Source organism: Gulosibacter sp. (genome assembly GCF_052090685.1).
In the GTDB taxonomy this organism is placed as follows: Bacteria; Actinomycetota; Actinomycetes; order Actinomycetales; family Microbacteriaceae; genus Gulosibacter.
The window spans coordinates 119,990-138,032 of the sequence record NZ_JBQDBE010000003.1 but is presented as its reverse complement, the minus strand read 5'-3'; the positions used below and the strand labels follow the sequence as shown (position 1 = coordinate 138,032).

The 18,043-nt window shown below is 58.8% G+C and carries 15 protein-coding genes; 2 read left to right on the top strand and 13 right to left on the bottom strand.

Annotated elements, in window-relative coordinates; genetic code table 11:
- Window positions 1–131 precede the first annotated feature (131 nt).
- The 6 genes from ACTHXA_RS03115 to ACTHXA_RS03090 form a co-directional block, all read right to left on the bottom strand.
- Window positions 132–1,643 carry an APC family permease gene (locus ACTHXA_RS03115; protein ID WP_441669244.1) on the bottom strand — a complete coding sequence of 504 codons (1,512 nt, stop codon included), beginning with the start codon at window positions 1,641–1,643 and terminating at the stop codon, window positions 132–134.
- 72 nt (window positions 1,644–1,715) lie between these two features.
- Window positions 1,716–2,477: a VOC family protein gene (locus ACTHXA_RS03110; protein ID WP_441669242.1), complete on the bottom strand. Its 762-nt coding sequence runs from the start codon at window positions 2,475–2,477 to the stop codon at window positions 1,716–1,718.
- 38 nt (window positions 2,478–2,515) lie between these two features.
- Window positions 2,516–3,853: an acyl-CoA dehydrogenase family protein gene (locus ACTHXA_RS03105; RefSeq protein WP_441669240.1), complete on the bottom strand. Its 1,338-nt coding sequence runs from the start codon at window positions 3,851–3,853 to the stop codon at window positions 2,516–2,518.
- A gap of 156 nt (window positions 3,854–4,009) precedes the next feature.
- Window positions 4,010–4,852: a VOC family protein gene (locus ACTHXA_RS03100; RefSeq protein WP_441669238.1), complete on the bottom strand. Its 843-nt coding sequence runs from the start codon at window positions 4,850–4,852 to the stop codon at window positions 4,010–4,012.
- A complete protein-coding gene (locus tag ACTHXA_RS03095; protein WP_441669236.1) occupies window positions 4,842–5,969 on the bottom strand; it encodes a PucR family transcriptional regulator in 1,128 nt (375 codons plus the stop codon). The genes ACTHXA_RS03100 and ACTHXA_RS03095 overlap by 11 nt, the downstream gene beginning before the upstream one ends.
- An 80-nt stretch (window positions 5,970–6,049) precedes the next feature.
- On the bottom strand, window positions 6,050–6,958 hold the full coding sequence (locus tag ACTHXA_RS03090) for a VOC family protein (RefSeq protein WP_441669234.1): 909 nt from the start codon (window positions 6,956–6,958) through the stop codon (window positions 6,050–6,052).
- 129 nt (window positions 6,959–7,087) lie between these two features.
- Here ACTHXA_RS03090 and ACTHXA_RS03085 point away from each other — a divergent pair, with 129 nt between their 5' ends.
- Window positions 7,088–8,395 (top strand): glutamine synthetase family protein, encoded by a 1,308-nt coding sequence (locus tag ACTHXA_RS03085; RefSeq protein WP_441669232.1) that lies wholly within the window; start codon window positions 7,088–7,090, stop codon window positions 8,393–8,395.
- A 110-nt stretch (window positions 8,396–8,505) separates the two neighbouring features.
- On the opposite strand, the gene ACTHXA_RS03080 is transcribed toward ACTHXA_RS03085, so the two are convergent.
- The 3 genes from ACTHXA_RS03080 to ACTHXA_RS03070 all read right to left on the bottom strand — a co-directional run bounded on the left by ACTHXA_RS03080 (window position 8,506) and on the right by ACTHXA_RS03070 (window position 10,547).
- The gene (locus ACTHXA_RS03080) at window positions 8,506–9,234 is read right to left on the bottom strand and encodes a gamma-glutamyl-gamma-aminobutyrate hydrolase family protein (RefSeq protein ID WP_441669230.1); all 729 of its coding nucleotides are present in this window, start codon (window positions 9,232–9,234) and stop codon (window positions 8,506–8,508) included.
- Window positions 9,234–9,623, bottom strand: a complete 390-nt coding sequence (locus tag ACTHXA_RS03075; protein ID WP_441669228.1) for a cupin domain-containing protein — start codon at window positions 9,621–9,623, stop codon at window positions 9,234–9,236. The genes ACTHXA_RS03080 and ACTHXA_RS03075 overlap by 1 nt, the downstream gene beginning before the upstream one ends.
- An 84-nt stretch (window positions 9,624–9,707) precedes the next feature.
- Complete coding sequence (locus tag ACTHXA_RS03070) at window positions 9,708–10,547, bottom strand: fumarylacetoacetate hydrolase family protein (protein WP_441669227.1); 840 nt, start codon at window positions 10,545–10,547, stop codon at window positions 9,708–9,710.
- 172 nt (window positions 10,548–10,719) lie between these two features.
- Here ACTHXA_RS03070 and ACTHXA_RS03065 point away from each other — a divergent pair, with 172 nt between their 5' ends.
- Window positions 10,720–11,289 carry a helix-turn-helix domain-containing protein gene (locus ACTHXA_RS03065; protein ID WP_441669226.1) on the top strand — a complete coding sequence of 190 codons (570 nt, stop codon included), beginning with the start codon at window positions 10,720–10,722 and terminating at the stop codon, window positions 11,287–11,289.
- An 83-nt stretch (window positions 11,290–11,372) separates the two neighbouring features.
- Here ACTHXA_RS03065 and ACTHXA_RS03060 read toward each other — a convergent pair whose 3' ends face one another.
- From ACTHXA_RS03060 to betT, 4 genes are all read right to left on the bottom strand, one after another.
- Window positions 11,373–12,224: a hypothetical protein gene (locus ACTHXA_RS03060; protein ID WP_441669225.1), complete on the bottom strand. Its 852-nt coding sequence runs from the start codon at window positions 12,222–12,224 to the stop codon at window positions 11,373–11,375.
- Between the two features lie 135 nt (window positions 12,225–12,359).
- Window positions 12,360–13,934 carry a GMC family oxidoreductase gene (locus ACTHXA_RS03055; RefSeq protein WP_441669224.1) on the bottom strand — a complete coding sequence of 525 codons (1,575 nt, stop codon included), beginning with the start codon at window positions 13,932–13,934 and terminating at the stop codon, window positions 12,360–12,362.
- 85 nt (window positions 13,935–14,019) lie between these two features.
- Window positions 14,020–15,525, bottom strand: a complete 1,506-nt coding sequence (locus ACTHXA_RS03050; RefSeq protein WP_441669223.1) for an aldehyde dehydrogenase family protein — start codon at window positions 15,523–15,525, stop codon at window positions 14,020–14,022.
- Window positions 15,525–17,837 carry a choline BCCT transporter BetT gene (gene betT / locus ACTHXA_RS03045; RefSeq protein WP_441669222.1) on the bottom strand — a complete coding sequence of 771 codons (2,313 nt, stop codon included), beginning with the start codon at window positions 17,835–17,837 and terminating at the stop codon, window positions 15,525–15,527. The genes ACTHXA_RS03050 and betT overlap by 1 nt, the downstream gene beginning before the upstream one ends.
- Between the last annotated feature and the right edge of the window lie 206 nt (window positions 17,838–18,043).

The following is an 18,043-nucleotide window of genomic DNA, read 5'->3' as shown; positions in this document are numbered from 1 at the left end:
TGTATAATTTTTTGCTTTTTATTTATATATGATGGGGGCCCTCGTACTTGGGCGGCGCCCCCGATTCTGATCATGCGAGTGTTTTATTTCTTCTGCCGTTCCGCAGTCCCGTGACGCAACTACGCGAATTGCTACTCCGAATCGATCGACTCGCGGCTCGCACTCACAGTCTCCATAAGCGAGGTGTGGTGACCTTCATAGCGCTCAGGATCACGCTTCTTTGCTATCGATGCGATGATGACTCCCGCAATGATGGCAACGAACGGCAATGCCATCAGTGTGAAGTTGAGTCCGGGAGCTTCCGAAGCGGTAAGCGCGCCGAAGTTCAGTAGCGCGACGAGCAGGATGCCGCCAAGCACCAGGAACGCAAGCGCCGGTGCGATCATCGTTTGCCAGGGACGACGATCTAGTTGTGGGTTTCGGCGGAAGAAGACGAGAATCGCGACGCTAGTGAGCACAAGTACCGTAATGATCGAGAGCGTTGCAACCGCGATCTCCCATGCGACGAAGAGGTCAGGTGACACACCGCTGAACGTCCAAATGATCAGCAATACAAGACCAACCAGCGAGGTAACTACCGACGCAACGTGCGGGGACTTGTGTTTCGGATGCACTGACGCCAGACGCGCAGGGAGCACCGAATGCCCCAGTGAGTGGAGATACCGTGCGGCAATGTTGTGGTAGGCCAACACACATGCGAACATCGAGGTAATTGCAACAATCAGGACTATGTCGGAGAAGATCGGGTGAACCCAATCTGCCGCCACCGCATAGACAATCCCAAATGGATCTGCCGCCACCGCATCCATGAGTCCATGCACACCGAATGCCTGTACAAAGGCCCATACCGCGGTCCCGTAAAAGATTGCAGCCGAGATAAGAGTCACGTAGATGGCTCGGGGGATCGTCTTCTCAGGCTCGCGCGCCTCGTCACGGAACACCGCCGTTGCTTCAAAGCCGAGACCGACTGATAGCCCTAGCAAGAGACTTAATCCGATGGGGCCTGAGAAAATGACGTCAGCACCGAAAATTGATGTCAGCGAAATACCCTCCGGGCCTCCACCCTTGCCGAGGATGAAGAGGTTAATTACCACAATAATCAGTACTTCAAGAATCAGCACCACAGAAAGCACCCTGGCGCTGAAGTCAATATTCAGGTAACCCACGATGCCCGCCGCGACCCAAATGATGAACGCCCACCCCCACCAGGGAAGGTTGAACGCTGCCGCGCCCCCACTAAACTGGTCGATGGCTGCGCCGATTGATTGGCCCATCAAGGCATATACAAAGTTCTGCCCGATAAAGTATCCGAGCATCGCCACGAATCCGGCACCTGTTCCGATACGACGGCCGAATGCCGCAGTAACGTACGAATAGAATCCTCCGGCTTTCGGTATATACGTCGTCATAGCAGCAAAGCCAGCTGCAAAGATGAGGAGCAACGTGGGTGCGACTAAGTAACTCAAAGCGATTCCAGCACCATTGGAGGTCAGCATGTTGAGTGGAGTGGACACGAAAATCGTGAGCGGTGCGGCTGCTGCCACGACCATGAACACGATGGACATGACTCCGAGTTTGCCTTTTAGTCGCGACGTACCGTCGGAGTCGGTGGGCGACACCGTTTGTTGGGTTGGGGAAGCCATAGCTATTCCTTACTATCGAGTAGAGGTCCGCACCGTTGCGAACCGGTTAAATCGTGAAGCTCGAACCGAGCGCTAAAGCGTTGATCGGTTCATCTCGAGCACTTTGAATTCGCCGCCCTGTGGGTCAACGACGACTCCCCAGACACCGAAGCTCAGCTCGTTGTCGACCGTGTTTACTCGGCCACCGTTAGTGAGGGCAAGATCGGTGGCGACCTTCTGATCAGCCACGCTGAACCAGGGAAGCCAGTGAGGCGGAAGGAACGCACGCGCGTCCTCCGCAACCTCATATGCGCCGCGGAGCGCATTGCCCACTTCATCGCGGAAAATATTGATGCCGCTATCAAGGCGGTCAAGTTCGTTGCCCGGAAAGAGTGCATCTTGGAACTCAATTTGCGTGGTGAGGTCATGATTCGTTGGGTCAACCAAGACAAGATTCCCGAGCGTTGTCGACTGCGGAACGGCCGCTCCCTGCGGCAGTTCCGCGAGGCCAAACTTTGCGCCGAACGGGTCCACGAGGACTGCGGCTGTCCCTTCGATAAGAAGCGAGCGGGATGTGTCAACCACAGCGCCAGCGTTCACAGCCCGGTCGATTGCGGCGTCAAGGTTTTCGGCCCCCAAGTAGGCTCGCCAACCAAGCTCGTCCTCTGAGGCATCCGGACGCACGCGAATACCGGCAATTTGTTGTCCGTCGAGCAGAAAATATCCGTCTCCAGCAGCGTCGTCGAGATCGAGAGTCCAGCCCAGCACGTTCAGATAAAACTCTTCGATGCCGTCAATTTCGCGGACTTCAAGTTCAGTCCATACGGTTGAACCGATGAGGTAATCAGTAGTCATTGCATGATCTCCTGTTGTAGAAAGTATTACCCCGGGTGCTACCGGTTTGCCGGAGCGGGACTCGAGTGCTCAAAGTGGAACTGCATTGCTGGCGCAGCGAAGAACTGGAACTGATCGGTACGGCTCTGCGTGGTCCAGGCGTCCCGGAAGTAGCGCTGCATCTTTTGACCTTCCGCCGAAGCACCGGTACCGGCGGTGCGAATCATCTCTTGCGCCGCATCCCAAATCAGTTCTTCGACGACGAAATAGGCGCTATTCATTCGCATTGAACGGCCACCGTCGAAAGGCTCCCCGTTCTCGATAAGCTGCCGAGCGTATTCCTCATAGAGGTCGCCGGTACGAACCAGTGCCGCGTGAGCTGCGTCCACCCGTGCAATCGACATACCGAGAACGCGCTGCCAATCGCCCGACTCCGCGCGGAGACGCCCGCTCGAGTCGAAGGGGGCTCGGCTAGTGCGAATAATCCGCTCGTATTCATCGGCCATCGCGTATCCGAGACCGACCGCGACGGCCGCAACCTCGCCTTCTGCGAAGCCGAAGAACGTACCGGAGTACGTTGGATTCCCGTGAATTTTGCTCCCCGGTGCTGGCTCAGTCAATTCGTTTGCCCAGGCTTCACGAACAATCCGGTGGTCAGGGACGAAGACTTCACTCATCTGAATGCCGTTCGAACCCGAACCGCGCATGCCGATCACGCGCCCCCAGTCGTCGAGAACTTCGTAGTCCTTACGCTCGACGACAACCCAAGCCTGATACGCATCTTCAGTCTCAGTTTCGGGAATTTCGACGGTCGGAAAGAAGTGCGTTGAATATGGGGCTCCCGAGCAGTATCGCCAGGACCCGCTCAGCATAATTCCACCGTCAACTCGGCGTACGGTGGCGGCCCGCGGGTTTCCGGAGGCAGGTGCAATCATGTAGCCGTTCGCGCCGAACACCTCGTCCTGAGCTTGCTTCGGAAAATACGAAGCAAGCGTGACCGTGTGCGCACAGGAGAGAGACAGGCACCATGCGGTCGACGGGCAGCCGCGCGCGACTTCAGCGATAACCGTAAAGAACGCGCCTATTCCAAGCTCGAGCCCACCGTAAATTCTTGGCAAGAGCACCTTGTAGAAGCCGTGCTCCAGGAAGTACGCATGGATGTCTTCCGCATACTGGCCGTCTTCCTCTGTTTGCTGTTGACGCTCGCGCAGAGTCGATCGGATGTTCCGACTCGCTTCGAGCAACCGCTCGAGTTCTTGCCGAACCCTAGGGTCGGAAATCGTTATGGATGCTTTTGAATACGGGCCTTCAAGGCCTGGCTCCGCATTGAGTGGCGGAACCGCCGACACCAATTCATTTGTGGTGGGTTCGCTGGTCTGAACTTTAGCTCTGGACATTAGTACTCGCTCTTCCTTGAACAAGAATGGTTCTGGATTTACTTAAGTGAATCAATCGTTCACTGATCCGAACATGGAGCCCAAGCCAAATCAGGCATACTCCGCAGTGCACGGTGCACAGAAATAATGCACGTAGCGCGATGCCCACAGGTGGCTTTATAGGTGCAGAGTGTCCCGCAGCACTTGTAATTGCCCGCCTTCTACCCGCACATCAAGCGGTGTAAGTCCATCTGAGGCGTTCCGAAACCCCTGCGATAAGCCGAACATCTGCCCGAATGGATCGCGCAGGACGGCATAGACGTTGAACGGCGAGTATGAAGGAGGAATCTGGACCTTCGATCCGGACTCAATAGCTCGAGTCGCGTGCAATAGGACGTCGTCGACTTCAAAGTAGACGATCCATTCCGGAGCCCTTCTGAGGTCGGGGTGACCGCCGGGGGAAAACACTCCGGTTGTAATCTGTGTTCCTTGGTGGAGAAAATGCATCGAATACGGGTCATCAACAACTTCAGCAACGAGGCAGTCCAACACTTGGCGCCAGAAGGCAATCGGCCCTACGGTATCGGTTGTGGAATAGTCCACGCTGCAATAGACGGCAGCAGAATCCCCGAACAATCGAGCTTCGGTCGTATCGATGAGTCGAGCGATGACCCCGAATGGATCCTTGGCGTAGAAATGCTCGCCGCTGTCGACTACGACAGGGATGACTTCGCCGCCGAGTTCTTCGACTCGGCGGCGCGCCAGCGAAAGATTCTCGACCACGAAGGTCGGTACCCAACTTGGCGCGACGTCACCTTCTCCACTTGAGATCACGCCACTGACACCAATGCGTGCCAGCGCTTCCCCCGGTCGAGAGCCTGCTTTGAGTTGCAATAGCCACTCGTAATACACCGCGCTATCGCGTGGCGAATTCGACACGAGCTCGAGTTGGTTGAACTGAGCAAAATTCGTATCTCCGATGTCTTCGAGTCCGGACGTCTCTTCAACCTCACCGTTCATTCGATCGTCCTTCCTGATCTGACTCGTCAAGCACCCTGAGTGCGATCCACAAGTTTGCGATTATCGGACTCTGGTCAAGGTCGACTTCTAACAGCTCGGTAATCTGGCGCAATCGGTATCGGAGAGTATTCCGGTGAATGAAGAGTGCCTCAGTTGCCGCTTGGACATTCCGGTGGTGCTCCAAATAGCCGCGAAGGGTCGCTACGAGATCACTCCCGTGCTGATCATCATATTCAATGATCGGTCTCAGAATATCTGTGGCCAGATCTGTAAGTGGTAACGAGTCGTTCGCTACGACGAGTAGATCTGGGAGGTTTAGCACCCGCGGAAAATTGAGTCCCGGTCCCGCACGCAATGCCGATAGTGCTTCATGGTAGGCAATGCGCAATCCGAGACCACCCTGATGGGAAAGGCTCAATCCAACTCGAACGTTTTTTCCGATTCCTTGAAGGTGCCGCAGCTGCGTTGCGGCAATGCGTTCAACCATTTGGTCGTCGGGAAGCACCATTAAGCTGTGGTCACCTCGAAGGACACGCAGGAATGGATCGTGAGTCTTTGCGAGGGCACTATGTAGTCCACCCCAAATAATCTTGTCGCGCCGCTGATTCGGGACGTCGGCCACTCCAAGGAGAACGCGAAATGGCTTCGAAAGATCGACGCCAAGCGTCTGAACCCGATGATCGGCATCCTCATCAGAGATCCTCTTAAGCAGGATGTCATCAATCACGTTCGCAACGATTTCGCGTCGAATGACTTGCGAATCTAGTAGCCGCTGAACTTCGAGGCCGATGAGATCAACGGCAACTTCCACAATGACGGTGTCAACCGCGGCGCGCTCCGCCCGATTCCAGGCAAGCGTGGCCACAGGTTCTCCATTTACGTGAATATCTCGGAGCATAACGCCGTCGGCTTCACCGTGCAGGATCGCGTCAGGATCCCAGAGGTATCGCGACGGCGCTGCCGCCAGCACGGACCCGTTGCGATCAAACAGCCCAACTTCAACGCCTAGTTCACGTTGAAGAGCACGGGTGATTCCGTTGAGCCCGGATGCACGGGCGGCTCGAAGCAGGCGGACCAATACGTCTTCTGTTGCCCGCGGCACGCTCGGTGACGTCATCACTGACTTTCCAAACTTTTTAACCAGCCTTGCCTTCATGGGCGTGGCATGCACGCCCATGATGAACGGCCATCAACAATCTACTCGTAAATGCCCCGAAGACTCTCACGCTCCATGGCAATAGATTCCTCATCAAAGCGGAAGTATGAGCGCGGTGGCAGCATGCCCCACACACTCGACGAGTGCCTATCGTCCGGGAAGTCACGAGGTTCGTGGAACTCGTCAATTTGTTCCATATCCGCGTAAAGTTCGATGAAGCAATCGAGTTCGGGTGTACGTACGTAGCCCGCGAGATTGCCACCGATCCCATGGCGTACGGGACCCCATGGGAAAACGCGGCCGTGCTGCGCGAGGTGATCAAAGGTGGTCGGTACCATGCCCCAATCGCCCATATCGAATGCGACGTGGTGGAAGTGCGGGGTTCCGGTGTTAACCAGGGCGTTCACATGGTGATCGGGACCGATTCGCAGGAACGCCCCCGCATCGCCGCCGAGCCGGTCGGTCAGTTCCTGACCAACAACGTTGACGTAGAAGTCGACCATTGAGTTGACATCGGCCGTGAGGTAGTTCACGTGACCCAATTTTCGATAACGTCCCGGGTGCAGGCTATTCGTGAGTCGAGACGCAATTGGATATACGTCCTGGCCCGCGCGAGGACGGAACGGAACGTATCGCACACCGTTGTTCTCAGGGTCTACGAAGTCAATCGCATTAGCACTACGGATGTAGTCCACTCCAACGGCTTTAAGGTGTTGCTCCGCGTCTTCGAGGCTGAAATCAGGGTGCAGATTGTAGGCGGCATACTGAATGCCAACCTCTTCACTTTCCTCTACCACGATCGAATAGGGCTCGTAGTTTACGGCAAGATACGATTCGCGGCCTTCCCGCGTTCGCTCGGTAAGCCCGAACTCCACTTGCCAGCTATTGCTTGACTCATCGACGTCCTTGACTCCGAACTTCACGTGGTCGATATCCGAGAGCTTGATCATTTGACACCTCTTTGTGCGACGTGGACTTGTGCAAAATTGCCAAGGCCGTTCTTTTTGACGAACACTCATAGTATTGTAGAGAACGACAACAAGCGCAAGCACCTCTTTCAGAGTCGAAAGGTCCCGCCAATGAACACCACCGCCACCCTCGAGGATCTTGATCGCCTCGAGCAACTTCTCGCCAAAGGCATCAAAGTGATTCGAGTAATCCACTCCGACTTGTTTGGCCGCCAACGGGCCAAACAATTCCCGGCTTCCTACGCGAACCAACTTCGTGAGGGCATCGCCTACTCAAAAATGAGCATTGCGGAAGATCTGCTCGGCGCCCCAGTGGATGAAGACCAGTTTCCCGCTCTTCGCGGCCACCCTGATCTCTACGCGCGGATCGAACCAGAAACGGCGATCATTCCCCCTTGGGAACCGGATTCGATTTGGGTGCTCGCATCACTGTGGGAAAACGGCAGACGCTCACCGCTTTGCCCTCGTGGCGTGCTCGCGCAATCCTGCGAACGAATGGAAAGCACCTTCGGATTCCGCGGCGAGGCGGCAGCCGAACCAGAGTTCTACCTCTTTAATCCGAGCGCAGACGAGCGCCCTGGAACCCCTTACTCGCCGAACGGCGTCTCTTACACCGTCGATCGCGTGACCGACCCCTCGGGTGCGATTGGTCGCATCCACCGTCAACTGATCGACTTCAATATCGGCGTGAGCGTTGTGAACCGCGAGTTTTCTCCCGGCCAATTCGAACTGAACCTCCGACACACAGGCTCGCAGCGAGCCGCAGACGAGGCATTTCTCCTCAAGACGGCGACAAAGGAACTGTCGATCCTTGAGGGCCTACAAGCAAACTTCATGGCTAAGCCACTGACCGGAGAAGAAGGATCAAGTTTGCATATTCACCTCTCGCTTTGGGACGGAGACGAGAATGTCTTTGCCGCACCCGAACGAGGACTCAATCCGCGACTCCTGCACGCAATTGCCGGCGTACAGCAGCACGCTCCCGCCCTTATGGCGTTCGCAGCTCCGACCGTCAACTCATACAAGCGCCTGCACAGCGAGGGACTTTCACCCGATACCAGCAACTTTGCCGAAGATAACCGCTACACGTTCGTGCGAATTCCGGCCGAGCGCGGGAAAGCGACTCGATTCGAACTTCGCGCCGGCGATGCGAGCGCAAGCCCACATCTTCTCACTGCCGCCATCTACGAGGCAGCCTTCGACGGGATGCAGCAAGGCCTCGATCCCACTGTGGAGGGCGTGCCGCTGCCAAAGACTCTCGGCGAGTCACTGGACGCACTCGAGCAGAGCGACCTGTACCGCTCAAGCTTTGGCAGTGAACTAGTCGACGTCTACGTCGCGATCAAGCGACGCGAGATTGACGCGTTTTCAGCATCCGTCACCGACTGGGAGTGGAACCTCTACCACTCACACGCATAGCTTGCGATGGATCGAAACGGCTGCTGCCCCGACACTTATAAGTGTCGGGGCAGCAGCCGTTTGCATCGAGGTTCTCGTTTGGATCCTTTAGGCCTGTACCGCGACTCCGCCTACGCTGAGCGCGGGGTGGCAGCATCGACGAATGCTCGAGTGAGCACTCGTCCATCGAGGTCGATCTGCTGCTCAGGATGCCATTGCACGCCCACGAAAAAGCGCTTTGCTGGATCTTCGATGGCTTCCACGACCTCGTCAGGAGCAAACGCGGACGCGACTAACCCCTCGCCGAGGCGATTGACAGCCTGGTGATGGTGCGACGCAATCGAGCGCGCCTCCGTTCCGAGCATTTCCGCGAGCAAAGTACCCCCGCGCGGAATCACTTCGTGGCTCGTAAACGCGCCAACGTGATCACGATGCTGTTTCATCTCGAGCCGATCAGCCAAGTGCTGCTCGAGCGTGCCCCCAAGTGCGACATTCATGACCTGCATTCCACGGCAAAACCCCAGGACGGGAATATCGCGCTCCCACGCGCCGCGCACTAGAACTGCTTCGAGTTCGTCTCGCACTCGGAGTGGGGGGTCATTTTCCGGATGCGCAACCGCGCCGTAGATTCCCGCATCCATGTCACGCCCACCGGCCAAGAACAGTCCGTCAACAACGTCTAAGAACTGTTCCGGGTGATCCAGCCACGAGTTCAGGGCGGGCACCAACATTGGCAACCCGCCCCCGGCACTAATGACCTCCAGGTTGGCTGCCGGCAGACCGTCCGTCTGCACGTTCACCCACGCACCCGACGTAGAGGACTTCCGGTCGGCGACGACACCTATTACCGGTGGACGCATCAGCGAACCTCGGGAGCAGGTGCACCGTCAAGCGGGTTCTCATCGGTCCAGTCCGTCACACCGTAGGCGAACGAGAGCCACACACAGTCGCTGCCATCCTCCGCGCCGTGCCAGTGCATCTCATTCGCTGGCGTATCGACTGCGGTGCCTGGCTGGAGATCGCCAAACATTCCATCCGCACTGCCCACACGACCGACGCCACTTTGCAATACCAGCACCTGCCCGCCTGGGTGGCTGTGCCATTTGGTCACCGCACCAGCACAGCAGTGCACGCGTGCGAGATCTACCTCAGTCGGCTCTGCCGCTTCGATAATCATCTCGAGCTGCACGTCGCCGGTGAAGCGACCCGCATAAACGTAGTCCTTGTCCCCTTCAGGAAGTACCTTCATTTCTCATGCCCCTTCTATAAGTCTGCTTTATATGAGGACGGCGCCGAGCGAGATGTCGCCCGGCGCCGTCGCTAACGCATGTTTTTATTCAGCCTCGGCAACCACGGGGTTCCGGAGCGTTCCGACACCGTCGACGGTGATCTCGACCACGTCGCCGGGCACCAGATAACGAGGAGGCGTGCGCTCGTCGCCCACGCCACCCGGAGTGCCGGTCGCAATAACGTCACCTGCGTCGAGGGTCGTTCCCCGCGACAGATACTCGATGAGCGAGGGAATGTCGAAGATGAGCTGCGAAGTGTTGCCGTCCTGCATAACCTCACCGTTGATAACCGTCTTTACATTGAGGTTCCCAACCGCCTCCGGGTTGTCAATGGATGCCACCGATGGCCCCAACGGAGTAAACGTGTCGAAAGACTTTCCAAGCGTGAACTGTCGCATCGGCGTTTCGAGTTGAGCTCGACGACCCGAAACATCGTTGAGGACAGTGAGCCCACCGACATAGTCCCATGCGTCTTCTTTGCTCACGCGGTATGCCGGCTTCGAGATGATTACACCGAGCTCACCCTCGTAGTCGGGACGGGTCTCCTCATGCGGAATGACGATATCGTCGTAGGGACCGGTGATTGAACTGGGAAACTTGGCGAATACGACAGGCACGTCGGGACGGGCCAAGTTCGTTTCCTCTACATGTGACTGGTAGTTAAGACCGATCGCGATCATCTTGCCCGGCTTGGTGGGTGCGAGAACAGTCACGTCAGCAAGATTGTGTTCCGCCCCGCTCGCGTTTTCGACACGCTCCCAGTTTTCGGAGGTCGGCAGGAAGCCTACTTCTGGTGCGGCGTAGGCCTCGGTAATGGTCTCGCCGTCGAGTCTTCCGACGAATCGAGCGTTCGATGATGTCTCAAAGTGGATGGCGTGCGTCATTGGATCCTCCTTAGGGTGGGAAGCGAGAGATCCACACGGACCCCTCGTGGTCACTATAGAAGTATAAACGTACTTTTATACCGCCCGCTACACTTTGAAGTGTTCAACGAGCACAAACAACACCACCAACAGCAGGCCGACTGCACACATCCAAATTCGGAATCGAGCGCCCTTGAAATCTCACAAAGAAGCCCTATCGGAGAACGTTCGACGACTTCGCGAGTCGCGCGGACTCTCACTGTCCCAGCTCAGTGAGCAGTCCGGGATCGCCAAAGCCACGCTTTTCAAGATCGAGCGTGGTGACTCCAACCCGACACTCGACACCGTCGTAACTATTGCAGCAACTTTCGATGTGGCAGTGGAGTCACTCATCGCAGTCCCGCCTTCGCTCGAGGTCGAGGTTATCCGCGATGGTGACGGTCAAGATATTTCCGACGATTCATCCGCAGGCGCTATCCTGCGCCGTCAGGTCATCGGTGCCGGTACCCTCGAGATCCACGTGCAGGAATTCCATAAGGATACGAACGGTACCTCGGCACCTCACGGCGCTGGGTCACGCGAACACGTGTATGTATTCGACGGCAAGATTGAAGTCGGCCCGATCAGCCATGAAGTCATTCTCGGCGTCGGGGACTATGCGACGTATCCGGCCGACCACGTGCACAGGTGGCGTCCGATCGACGGTGATGCATCGGTTTTAATTTTCCATACTTTTCCACGGGCCATTCCGTTTTCAGAATAGTGGTCTGATGGCGCGGGAGCGGAGGCACCTCACCCCCTCTCGGGGCGAGGCGCCGCTAGGCTTCGTAACCTTCAGCCGACATCTTAGAGTCCGTCCGCCGGCACATTCAGCGCGACGAGCAGCATTGCCTCATAGGTCACGATACTCGGGTTGTAAGTGTCGCGACGCGACGTGATGGTGACCTCGCCGCGCGTAGTCGGCGCGCGGCCAGCGTGTTCCAGTTCTGCGAGCACCGGTCCGTATTCAGCGGCCGCGCTCTCATTCAGGGCAGCCATATATTGGCCATCGACCAACACCCGAACTGTGGGCGATGCATCCTTACCTGGCACCGTCTCAAGCTGTAGTTCGGGCACCGTCGCCGTTGCGATTTCGCCGATTTCTGGGAGCTCGTCGACGAATGCCCGGAGCGGCTCGACCTGAGCGTCAATCGTTGGAGTCGACGCCGGGCCATCGGCTCCAGGAAGCAAATAGGTATGTAGTTCCTCAGTGCGCGCTTTCGCGGGGCTGCTACTCGTCAACGGAGCCGCGCCGCCATCGGCCTCAGCATCCGAATCCGAATCCGCTGCATCCGCACTCTGTCCCTCAGCAAACGAGAACCGCATCCCACCCGACCGACCGCGACGCCGCTTCGGAGTCTCGCGTTTCGCCTCGGAATAGGCCTCTTCAAAGGACTTCTCTTCGATTGGGTCACCGATGGCATCCCACCGTTCTTCGTCATGCTTTTTCTGCCGCCGCAATGACCACACAATCAAGACAACGAGCCCACCAATAATGAGCATCACGGCCACGAGCGCGATCCGTGCGCCCAAATCGGGCACCATGAACGCCATCACAAGCAGCACAAGATACCCGAACACTGCACCGACGGTTCTTACCATTCGGTAGGTATTGTCGGCTGCCGCGTTTCGGCGGTACCACGGCGGTCGGATGCGCATGATTGCCGATACTCCTTGATTAACTCAGATTGCCGGACATGGCGCGCAGGACGACACGGGATTTCAGACACGAATAGCCTGTCCCGAGGTCGACCCTCACTTGGGACAGGCTATTCGTGCGCGAAATTACCCGAACTACGCGTCAGCCTTGATCAGATCAGCCGCACGCTCCCCCATAATCATCACGGTGATGTTCGGATTCACGGCGGTGAGCTGCGGCATCGCGGAAGCGTCGACCACGCGAAGCCCCGCAACGCCCTTGACGCGCAGCTGCGGGTCAAGCGGCGACATTTCGTCATCGACCGGACCCATGCGGCAGGAACCCGCCGGGTGATAAACAGTGTTGTGCGTCTTCGAGATGTACGCGGCGATGTCTTCATCGGACTGCACATCCTCGCCGGGGAAGAGCTCGCGTCCGGCGATCTCGGCCATCGCGGGCTGCGCGACGATCTGTCGCGCAATCTTGATGCCCTCGACTGCAATGTGCATGTCGTAGCCCTCGGGGTCGGTGAAGTAGCGCGGGTCGACCTTGGGCTTGTCGCGGTAGTCGATCGAGCGCAACCGCACGGTGCCTCGCGAACGGGCGTGCGTCACGTTCGGGGTCAGCGCGAAGGACTCGTCTGCGGTCGGGTAGCCCTGGCGCATCGTGTGCATATCGAACGGCACCGAACCGTAGTGCATCATCAGGTCGGGCAGACCGTGGTTCCCGCCCTCGTCGACCTGCGTGAAGATACCGATCTCCCACCACTGCGTCGACTCACGAGTCATCGGAACCTTCGTCTCCCAGCTGATGACCGCCTCGGGGTGGTCCTGCAGGTTCGAGCCGACGCCCGGCGAGTCAACGCGCACATCAATGCCAACCTCGCGCAGGTGGTCAGCAGGCCCGATCCCCGAGAGCATGAGCAGCTTCGGGGTGTCGATCGCGCCCGCGGAGATGATGACCTCGCGGTTTGCGGTGACCGTCTTGCGGCGGTTCTGCGGGTTGTCGGAGTACTCGACGCCGGTCGCGCGGTTGTTGTCGTCGAAGAGGATGCGGCTGACGTGGCGATCGGTGAGGATCGACAGGTTTTCGCGGTCCAGGTTCGGGTGCAGGTACGACACCGAGGACGATGAGCGCGTCCCGTCGGTCTTTGAGTTGATCTGGAAGAACTCGGCACCGTGCGACACGGTCTCGGCGCCGTTGAAGGGCTTGCGGGGAATCCCCTGCTGCTCGCAGGCGTCGAGAACTGCCACGCCGACCTTGTCCTTCGGCGGCACGCTCATCAGGTTGACGGGCCCGTCGGTACCGTGGTGATCACCGGTGCGGTCGTTGGTTTCGGCGCGCTTAATGAGCGGGCGAATCGTTTCGGCGTTCCAGCCTTCGGCGCCGAGGCGCTCCCAGTTGTCGAGGTCCTCGGCCGGCGGGTGGAAGGCGATGCAGGAGTTGTGCGAGGAGCAGCCACCGAGCACCTTCGCGCGGGCGTGGCGCATGAACGAGTTGCCGTTTTCCTGCGGCTCGATTGGGTAATCCCAGTCCAGCCCGGACTCAAGCAGCTCGGGCCAACGCTTGAGCGTAAGCACCTCATCCAAGTCAACGTCGCTCGGGCCAGCCTCGATCAGCGCCACGGTGACGCTCGCATCCTCGCTCAATCGCGCCGCGACGGCGGCACCAGCCGAACCACCGCCAACAACGATGTAGTCATAGCTCTCGGCGTTCTTCGACTCACTCATTTTCAAAACCCTTTCTTCTCACTGCCCACGGCAGTACTCAACTCTCAAGACAGCGTTCTTCGCGCGAGACCGTCGCGCTCAACGGTTACTTCTTGCGCGGGAACCAACCCGAGACGGCCGGTTCGGTGTTCTCGTAGACGTGCTTCGCTTCGACATACTCGCCAAGGCCGGTTGGTCCGAGCTCGCGGCCGTTGCCGGACATCTTGAAGCCACCCCACTCCGCTTGCGGCAGGTACGGGTGGAAGTCGTTGATCCACACGGTGCCCGCACGAATCGCACGCGACACCCGGTTTGCGACACCGGCGTTCGAGGTCCACACGGCACCCGCGAGGCCATACTCGGTGTGGTTCGCGAGCGCGATGGCTTCTTCCTCAGTCGAGAAGGTCTCCACGGTGATCACCGGACCGAAGCCCTCCTCGATCACGACCGACATGTCCGCGGTGCACTGATCGAGAATCGTGGGAGCGTAGAAGTAGCCCTGCTCGTGCTCGGGGCCGCCCCAGTTCCCACCGGTGCGCAGGCGAGCGCCACCTTCGACACCGCGGTTGACGTAGTCGGTGACCTTGTCGCGGTGTTCCTTCGAAATGAGCGGTCCGGTTTCGGCCTGTTCATCGAATGGACCACCCATGACGATGCCTTCGGCATGCTTCACCAGCTCGTCCACGAACTTCTCCGCGATCGTGTCCTGCACGATCAGGCGGGTGCCGGCCGAGCAGACCTGGCCCGAGTCGACGAACGCGGCGTTGAGCGCGTTGTCCACCGCGGCATCGAAGTCGGCGTCGGCAAAGACCACGTTCGGGTTCTTACCGCCGAGCTCGAGCGCCACTTTCTTGACCGACTTTGCGGCGGTCTCCGCGATCTTTCGGCCGGTCACAAGGCCACCCGTGAACGACACGAGATCAATATCGGGGTGCGAGGACAGCGGTGCGCCAACCTCGCCGCCCGCGCCGAGCACCATGTTCGCGACGCCCGCAGGCAAGCCCAAGTCTTCAAGCACCTGCATGGTGAGGATCGTGGTGTGTGGGGTGAGCTCGGCGGGCTTGATCACGAAGGAATTGCCGGCCGCGAGCGCGGGTGCGATCTTCCAGGCCGCCTGCAGCAGCGGGTAGTTCCACGGCGTGATCATGCCGCACACACCCACCGGCTCGTAGACAATTCGGGAAATGACGCTCGCATCGCCGGCGTCAACGAGGCGGCCGGGGTGTTGATCTGCAATCTTTCCGAAGTAGCGGAAGCAAGCAATGATGTCGTCCATATCGCCTTCACCCTCGACCAGGCGCTTGCCGGTGTCGAGCGCTTCCGCGCGAGCAAATGCGTCCTTGCGCGCGAGAATCTCGTCGGCGACCTTGAGCAGGAACTCGCCGCGCTCAATCGCGGGGACGTTCGCCCAGACGCCCGAATCGAATGATTCTCGAGCCGCAGCGATGGCCTTCTCGGTGTCAGCGGCGGTGGCTTCCGAGACGACGCCGACCTCCGTGCCGTCAGCGGGGCAGTAGATCGTGCGGGTTTCTCCCGAGGAGGACGGGAGCCAAGAGCCATTAATAAATAGCGTCGCAGTGTGCTCGCGTGACGCGGTGTTCTCGCTCGTCATTAGGATTTCGCTCCTTGATCTGTTTCATTGCTCGAGCCCGCATCGGCATGCGACGCGGACTCTGTCTTGACCGTATCGGCCCCGTCCGACAGCGTTTCCAGCTTGAGGCTCGTGGTGTCTGGTGAGAGTTGGTCGCTGTCATCCCACTCGTCTGGAATCTCGACTGGCACGACCGCGGTCGGTGCCCCGCCCTCACCGATTGCAGCCATATAGGCCATGTGCGCGTCGTAAGAGTCGAGCACATCGGCGATGACCTGTTCCTTGGTGTAGCCGTAGATGTCCTTGCCCTGCGAGCCGGTGGCCGAGAAGATTTCGACTTTGAAGAAGATCTCTTCTACCGCCGCGAGGTTGCTGGCGTAGTTCGGGACGTTGTAGGCGACCGGATACGCCTGGTATTTGAATTCATCCTGGTCAGGGAATCGTACGAGCAGGTCGATGTACTGAATCGGGTATTCGGGATGCTCGCCCCGTTGACAAGTGACATCGGCACCGAGTTTCTTGAGTTCCGCGGCAACCTCTTCGATGGCCGGTGTCGCGACCTCGTCGATGAACTGTCCCGCCTGCTCGGCGGTGGCCCAATCCATCCGACGACGAAGTCGCTGACGCCAGTTCTTGGTAACCCCGTGATCCCCAGTCCGGCTCGAAAGCATGCCCGGGAACGCGGCCCGTCGCGCATCCATATTTCGGCTCTCGGCGCGGAGCACCTTCCAGAGACTGAACATCATGAGGTACACGACGATTGAGAACGGAAGCCCGATCATCACGGTTGCCGCTTGCAGCGTGTATACCCCGTCGATGAAGAGCATCGCGAGGGTCAGCGCGCCGGTGACTACTGCCCAGAAGATACGCAGCCACGGCGCACCATCCGAGTTTTCGCCCTCGACGGCCGGTTTCGAGGTGAGATTTGCCATCACGAGCGAACCGGAGTCGGCGGAGGTCACGTAGAAGAGGAGTCCCGTGACGACCGCAAGACCGATGCTGAAGGTCGCGCCCGGATAGTTCGCGAGCAGATTGAAGAATCCGGACTCGGGGAGGTTGATCGCGAGATCGAGGAACTCTTGGTTGCCTGCAGCGAAGTCTGCCCGGAAGAAGCTGATCGCGGCGTTGCCGAAGATCGAGACCCACAGCAGGATGAACATGAACGGAATCAGCAGCACACCAAGGATGAACTGGCGCAGCGTGCGGCCGCGAGAGATGCGCGCGAGGAACAGGCCCACGAAGGCTGCCCAGGCGATCCACCAGGCCCAGAAGAAGAGCGTCCAGTCCTTCATCCAGTCGCCGGCCGGGTAGTCGGGGACGCCCTCGGTGTAGCCGAAGGTGTTCATCATCATGCCGCCGAATTGGCTCACGAAGTCGCCAACGTTTTGCACGAGCTGGTTGAGTAACTGCGGGGTGTTGCCCGAGAAGAGCACGAAGAGCATCAGCACGATGCAGAGCACCACGTTGAGTTCCGACAAGCGACGGATGCCCTTGTCGACACCGGTGACCGTGGAGACCACCGTGATGCCGACCGCAATCGCCATCAGCGCGATCTGGATCGAGATGTTGTTCGGGATGCCGAACATATAGGAGAGCCCGAAGTTGAGGAACACTACGCCGATGCCGAGGGAGACCGCGATACCGAAGATCGTGCCGAGGACCGCGGCGACGTCCACCGCGTGGCCGGGTAGACCCTTGACTCGCTTCCCGAAGATTGGGGCGAGGGCCGAGCGGATGCTGAGCGGCAGGTGGTAGCGGTAGGCAAAGAGCCCGATTCCCATACCCATGAGGGCGTAGAGTGCCCAGCCGGGGATACCGTAATGGAACATGGTCCACAGCGGTGCCATTCGTGCCGCCTCGTCGGACATCGGTGCGACGTCGGGTGGGGTCAGGATGTTCGTAGCCGGGCCCGAGATACCGAAGAACATCAGGTCGACGCCGATGCCGGCGGCAAAGAGCATCGATGCCCAGGTGAACATGTTGTAGCGGGGCTTGGAGTGGTCGGGGCCCATCTTGACGTTGCCGACCTTGGTGAGCGCCACGATGAGCACGAACACCACGACGATCGTGACCGTCAGGACGTAGTACCAGCCGAGGTTCGTACCGATCCAGTCCATGCCGCCGAAGATTACGGTTTCGGCTTGGCCGGGGAAGAGCCACGCCCAAATGGTGAAGCCGACGATGATGATCGCGGTCGTGATGAATACCGGCCAGTTGACCTTTGGATAGGTTTTCTTGCCTTTGCTGGGCGGCGTCACCGTGGCTGTTTTGGATTCACCTCCGCCCTGTGAACTCAAATTTGGTTCATTCTTGGGGTTTGCGGGGACGTCCACGATGTTCCTCTCGGTGGGGCCAGAGTTAGGCCTTGAGGTGAGGGGGATCTCTCACAGTGCGTTCAAGAGGCTAGCAAACGGCCGGTGCGGGGCCGATTTTCGTGATGAAACTGCGGCTTTGTTTGAGGCACTGCGATTCGCGGTGCGGCTTTGTTCGGCCTAGTTCGAGCCACTGCGATTCGCGGCAGGTAGGGGTGTTCGGAGGT

Excerpts from the sequence above, each read along its gene's own strand:
- ACTHXA_RS03115 (WP_441669244.1), bottom strand. The coding sequence starts at position 1,643 with ATGGCTTCCCCAACCCAACAAACGGTGTCGCCCACCGACTCCGACGGT.
- ACTHXA_RS03110 (WP_441669242.1), bottom strand. The coding sequence starts at position 2,477 with ATGACTACTGATTACCTCATCGGTTCAACCGTATGGACTGAACTTGAA.
- ACTHXA_RS03105 (WP_441669240.1), bottom strand. The coding sequence starts at position 3,853 with ATGTCCAGAGCTAAAGTTCAGACCAGCGAACCCACCACAAATGAATTG.
- ACTHXA_RS03100 (WP_441669238.1), bottom strand. The coding sequence starts at position 4,852 with ATGAACGGTGAGGTTGAAGAGACGTCCGGACTCGAAGACATCGGAGAT.
- ACTHXA_RS03095 (WP_441669236.1), bottom strand. The coding sequence starts at position 5,969 with ATGACGTCACCGAGCGTGCCGCGGGCAACAGAAGACGTATTGGTCCGC.
- ACTHXA_RS03090 (WP_441669234.1), bottom strand. The coding sequence starts at position 6,958 with ATGATCAAGCTCTCGGATATCGACCACGTGAAGTTCGGAGTCAAGGAC.
- ACTHXA_RS03085 (WP_441669232.1), top strand. The coding sequence starts at position 7,088 with ATGAACACCACCGCCACCCTCGAGGATCTTGATCGCCTCGAGCAACTT.
- ACTHXA_RS03080 (WP_441669230.1), bottom strand. The coding sequence starts at position 9,234 with ATGCGTCCACCGGTAATAGGTGTCGTCGCCGACCGGAAGTCCTCTACG.
- ACTHXA_RS03075 (WP_441669228.1), bottom strand. The coding sequence starts at position 9,623 with ATGAAGGTACTTCCTGAAGGGGACAAGGACTACGTTTATGCGGGTCGC.
- ACTHXA_RS03070 (WP_441669227.1), bottom strand. The coding sequence starts at position 10,547 with ATGACGCACGCCATCCACTTTGAGACATCATCGAACGCTCGATTCGTC.
- ACTHXA_RS03060 (WP_441669225.1), bottom strand. The coding sequence starts at position 12,224 with ATGCGCATCCGACCGCCGTGGTACCGCCGAAACGCGGCAGCCGACAAT.
- ACTHXA_RS03055 (WP_441669224.1), bottom strand. The coding sequence starts at position 13,934 with ATGAGTGAGTCGAAGAACGCCGAGAGCTATGACTACATCGTTGTTGGC.
- ACTHXA_RS03050 (WP_441669223.1), bottom strand. The coding sequence starts at position 15,525 with ATGACGAGCGAGAACACCGCGTCACGCGAGCACACTGCGACGCTATTT.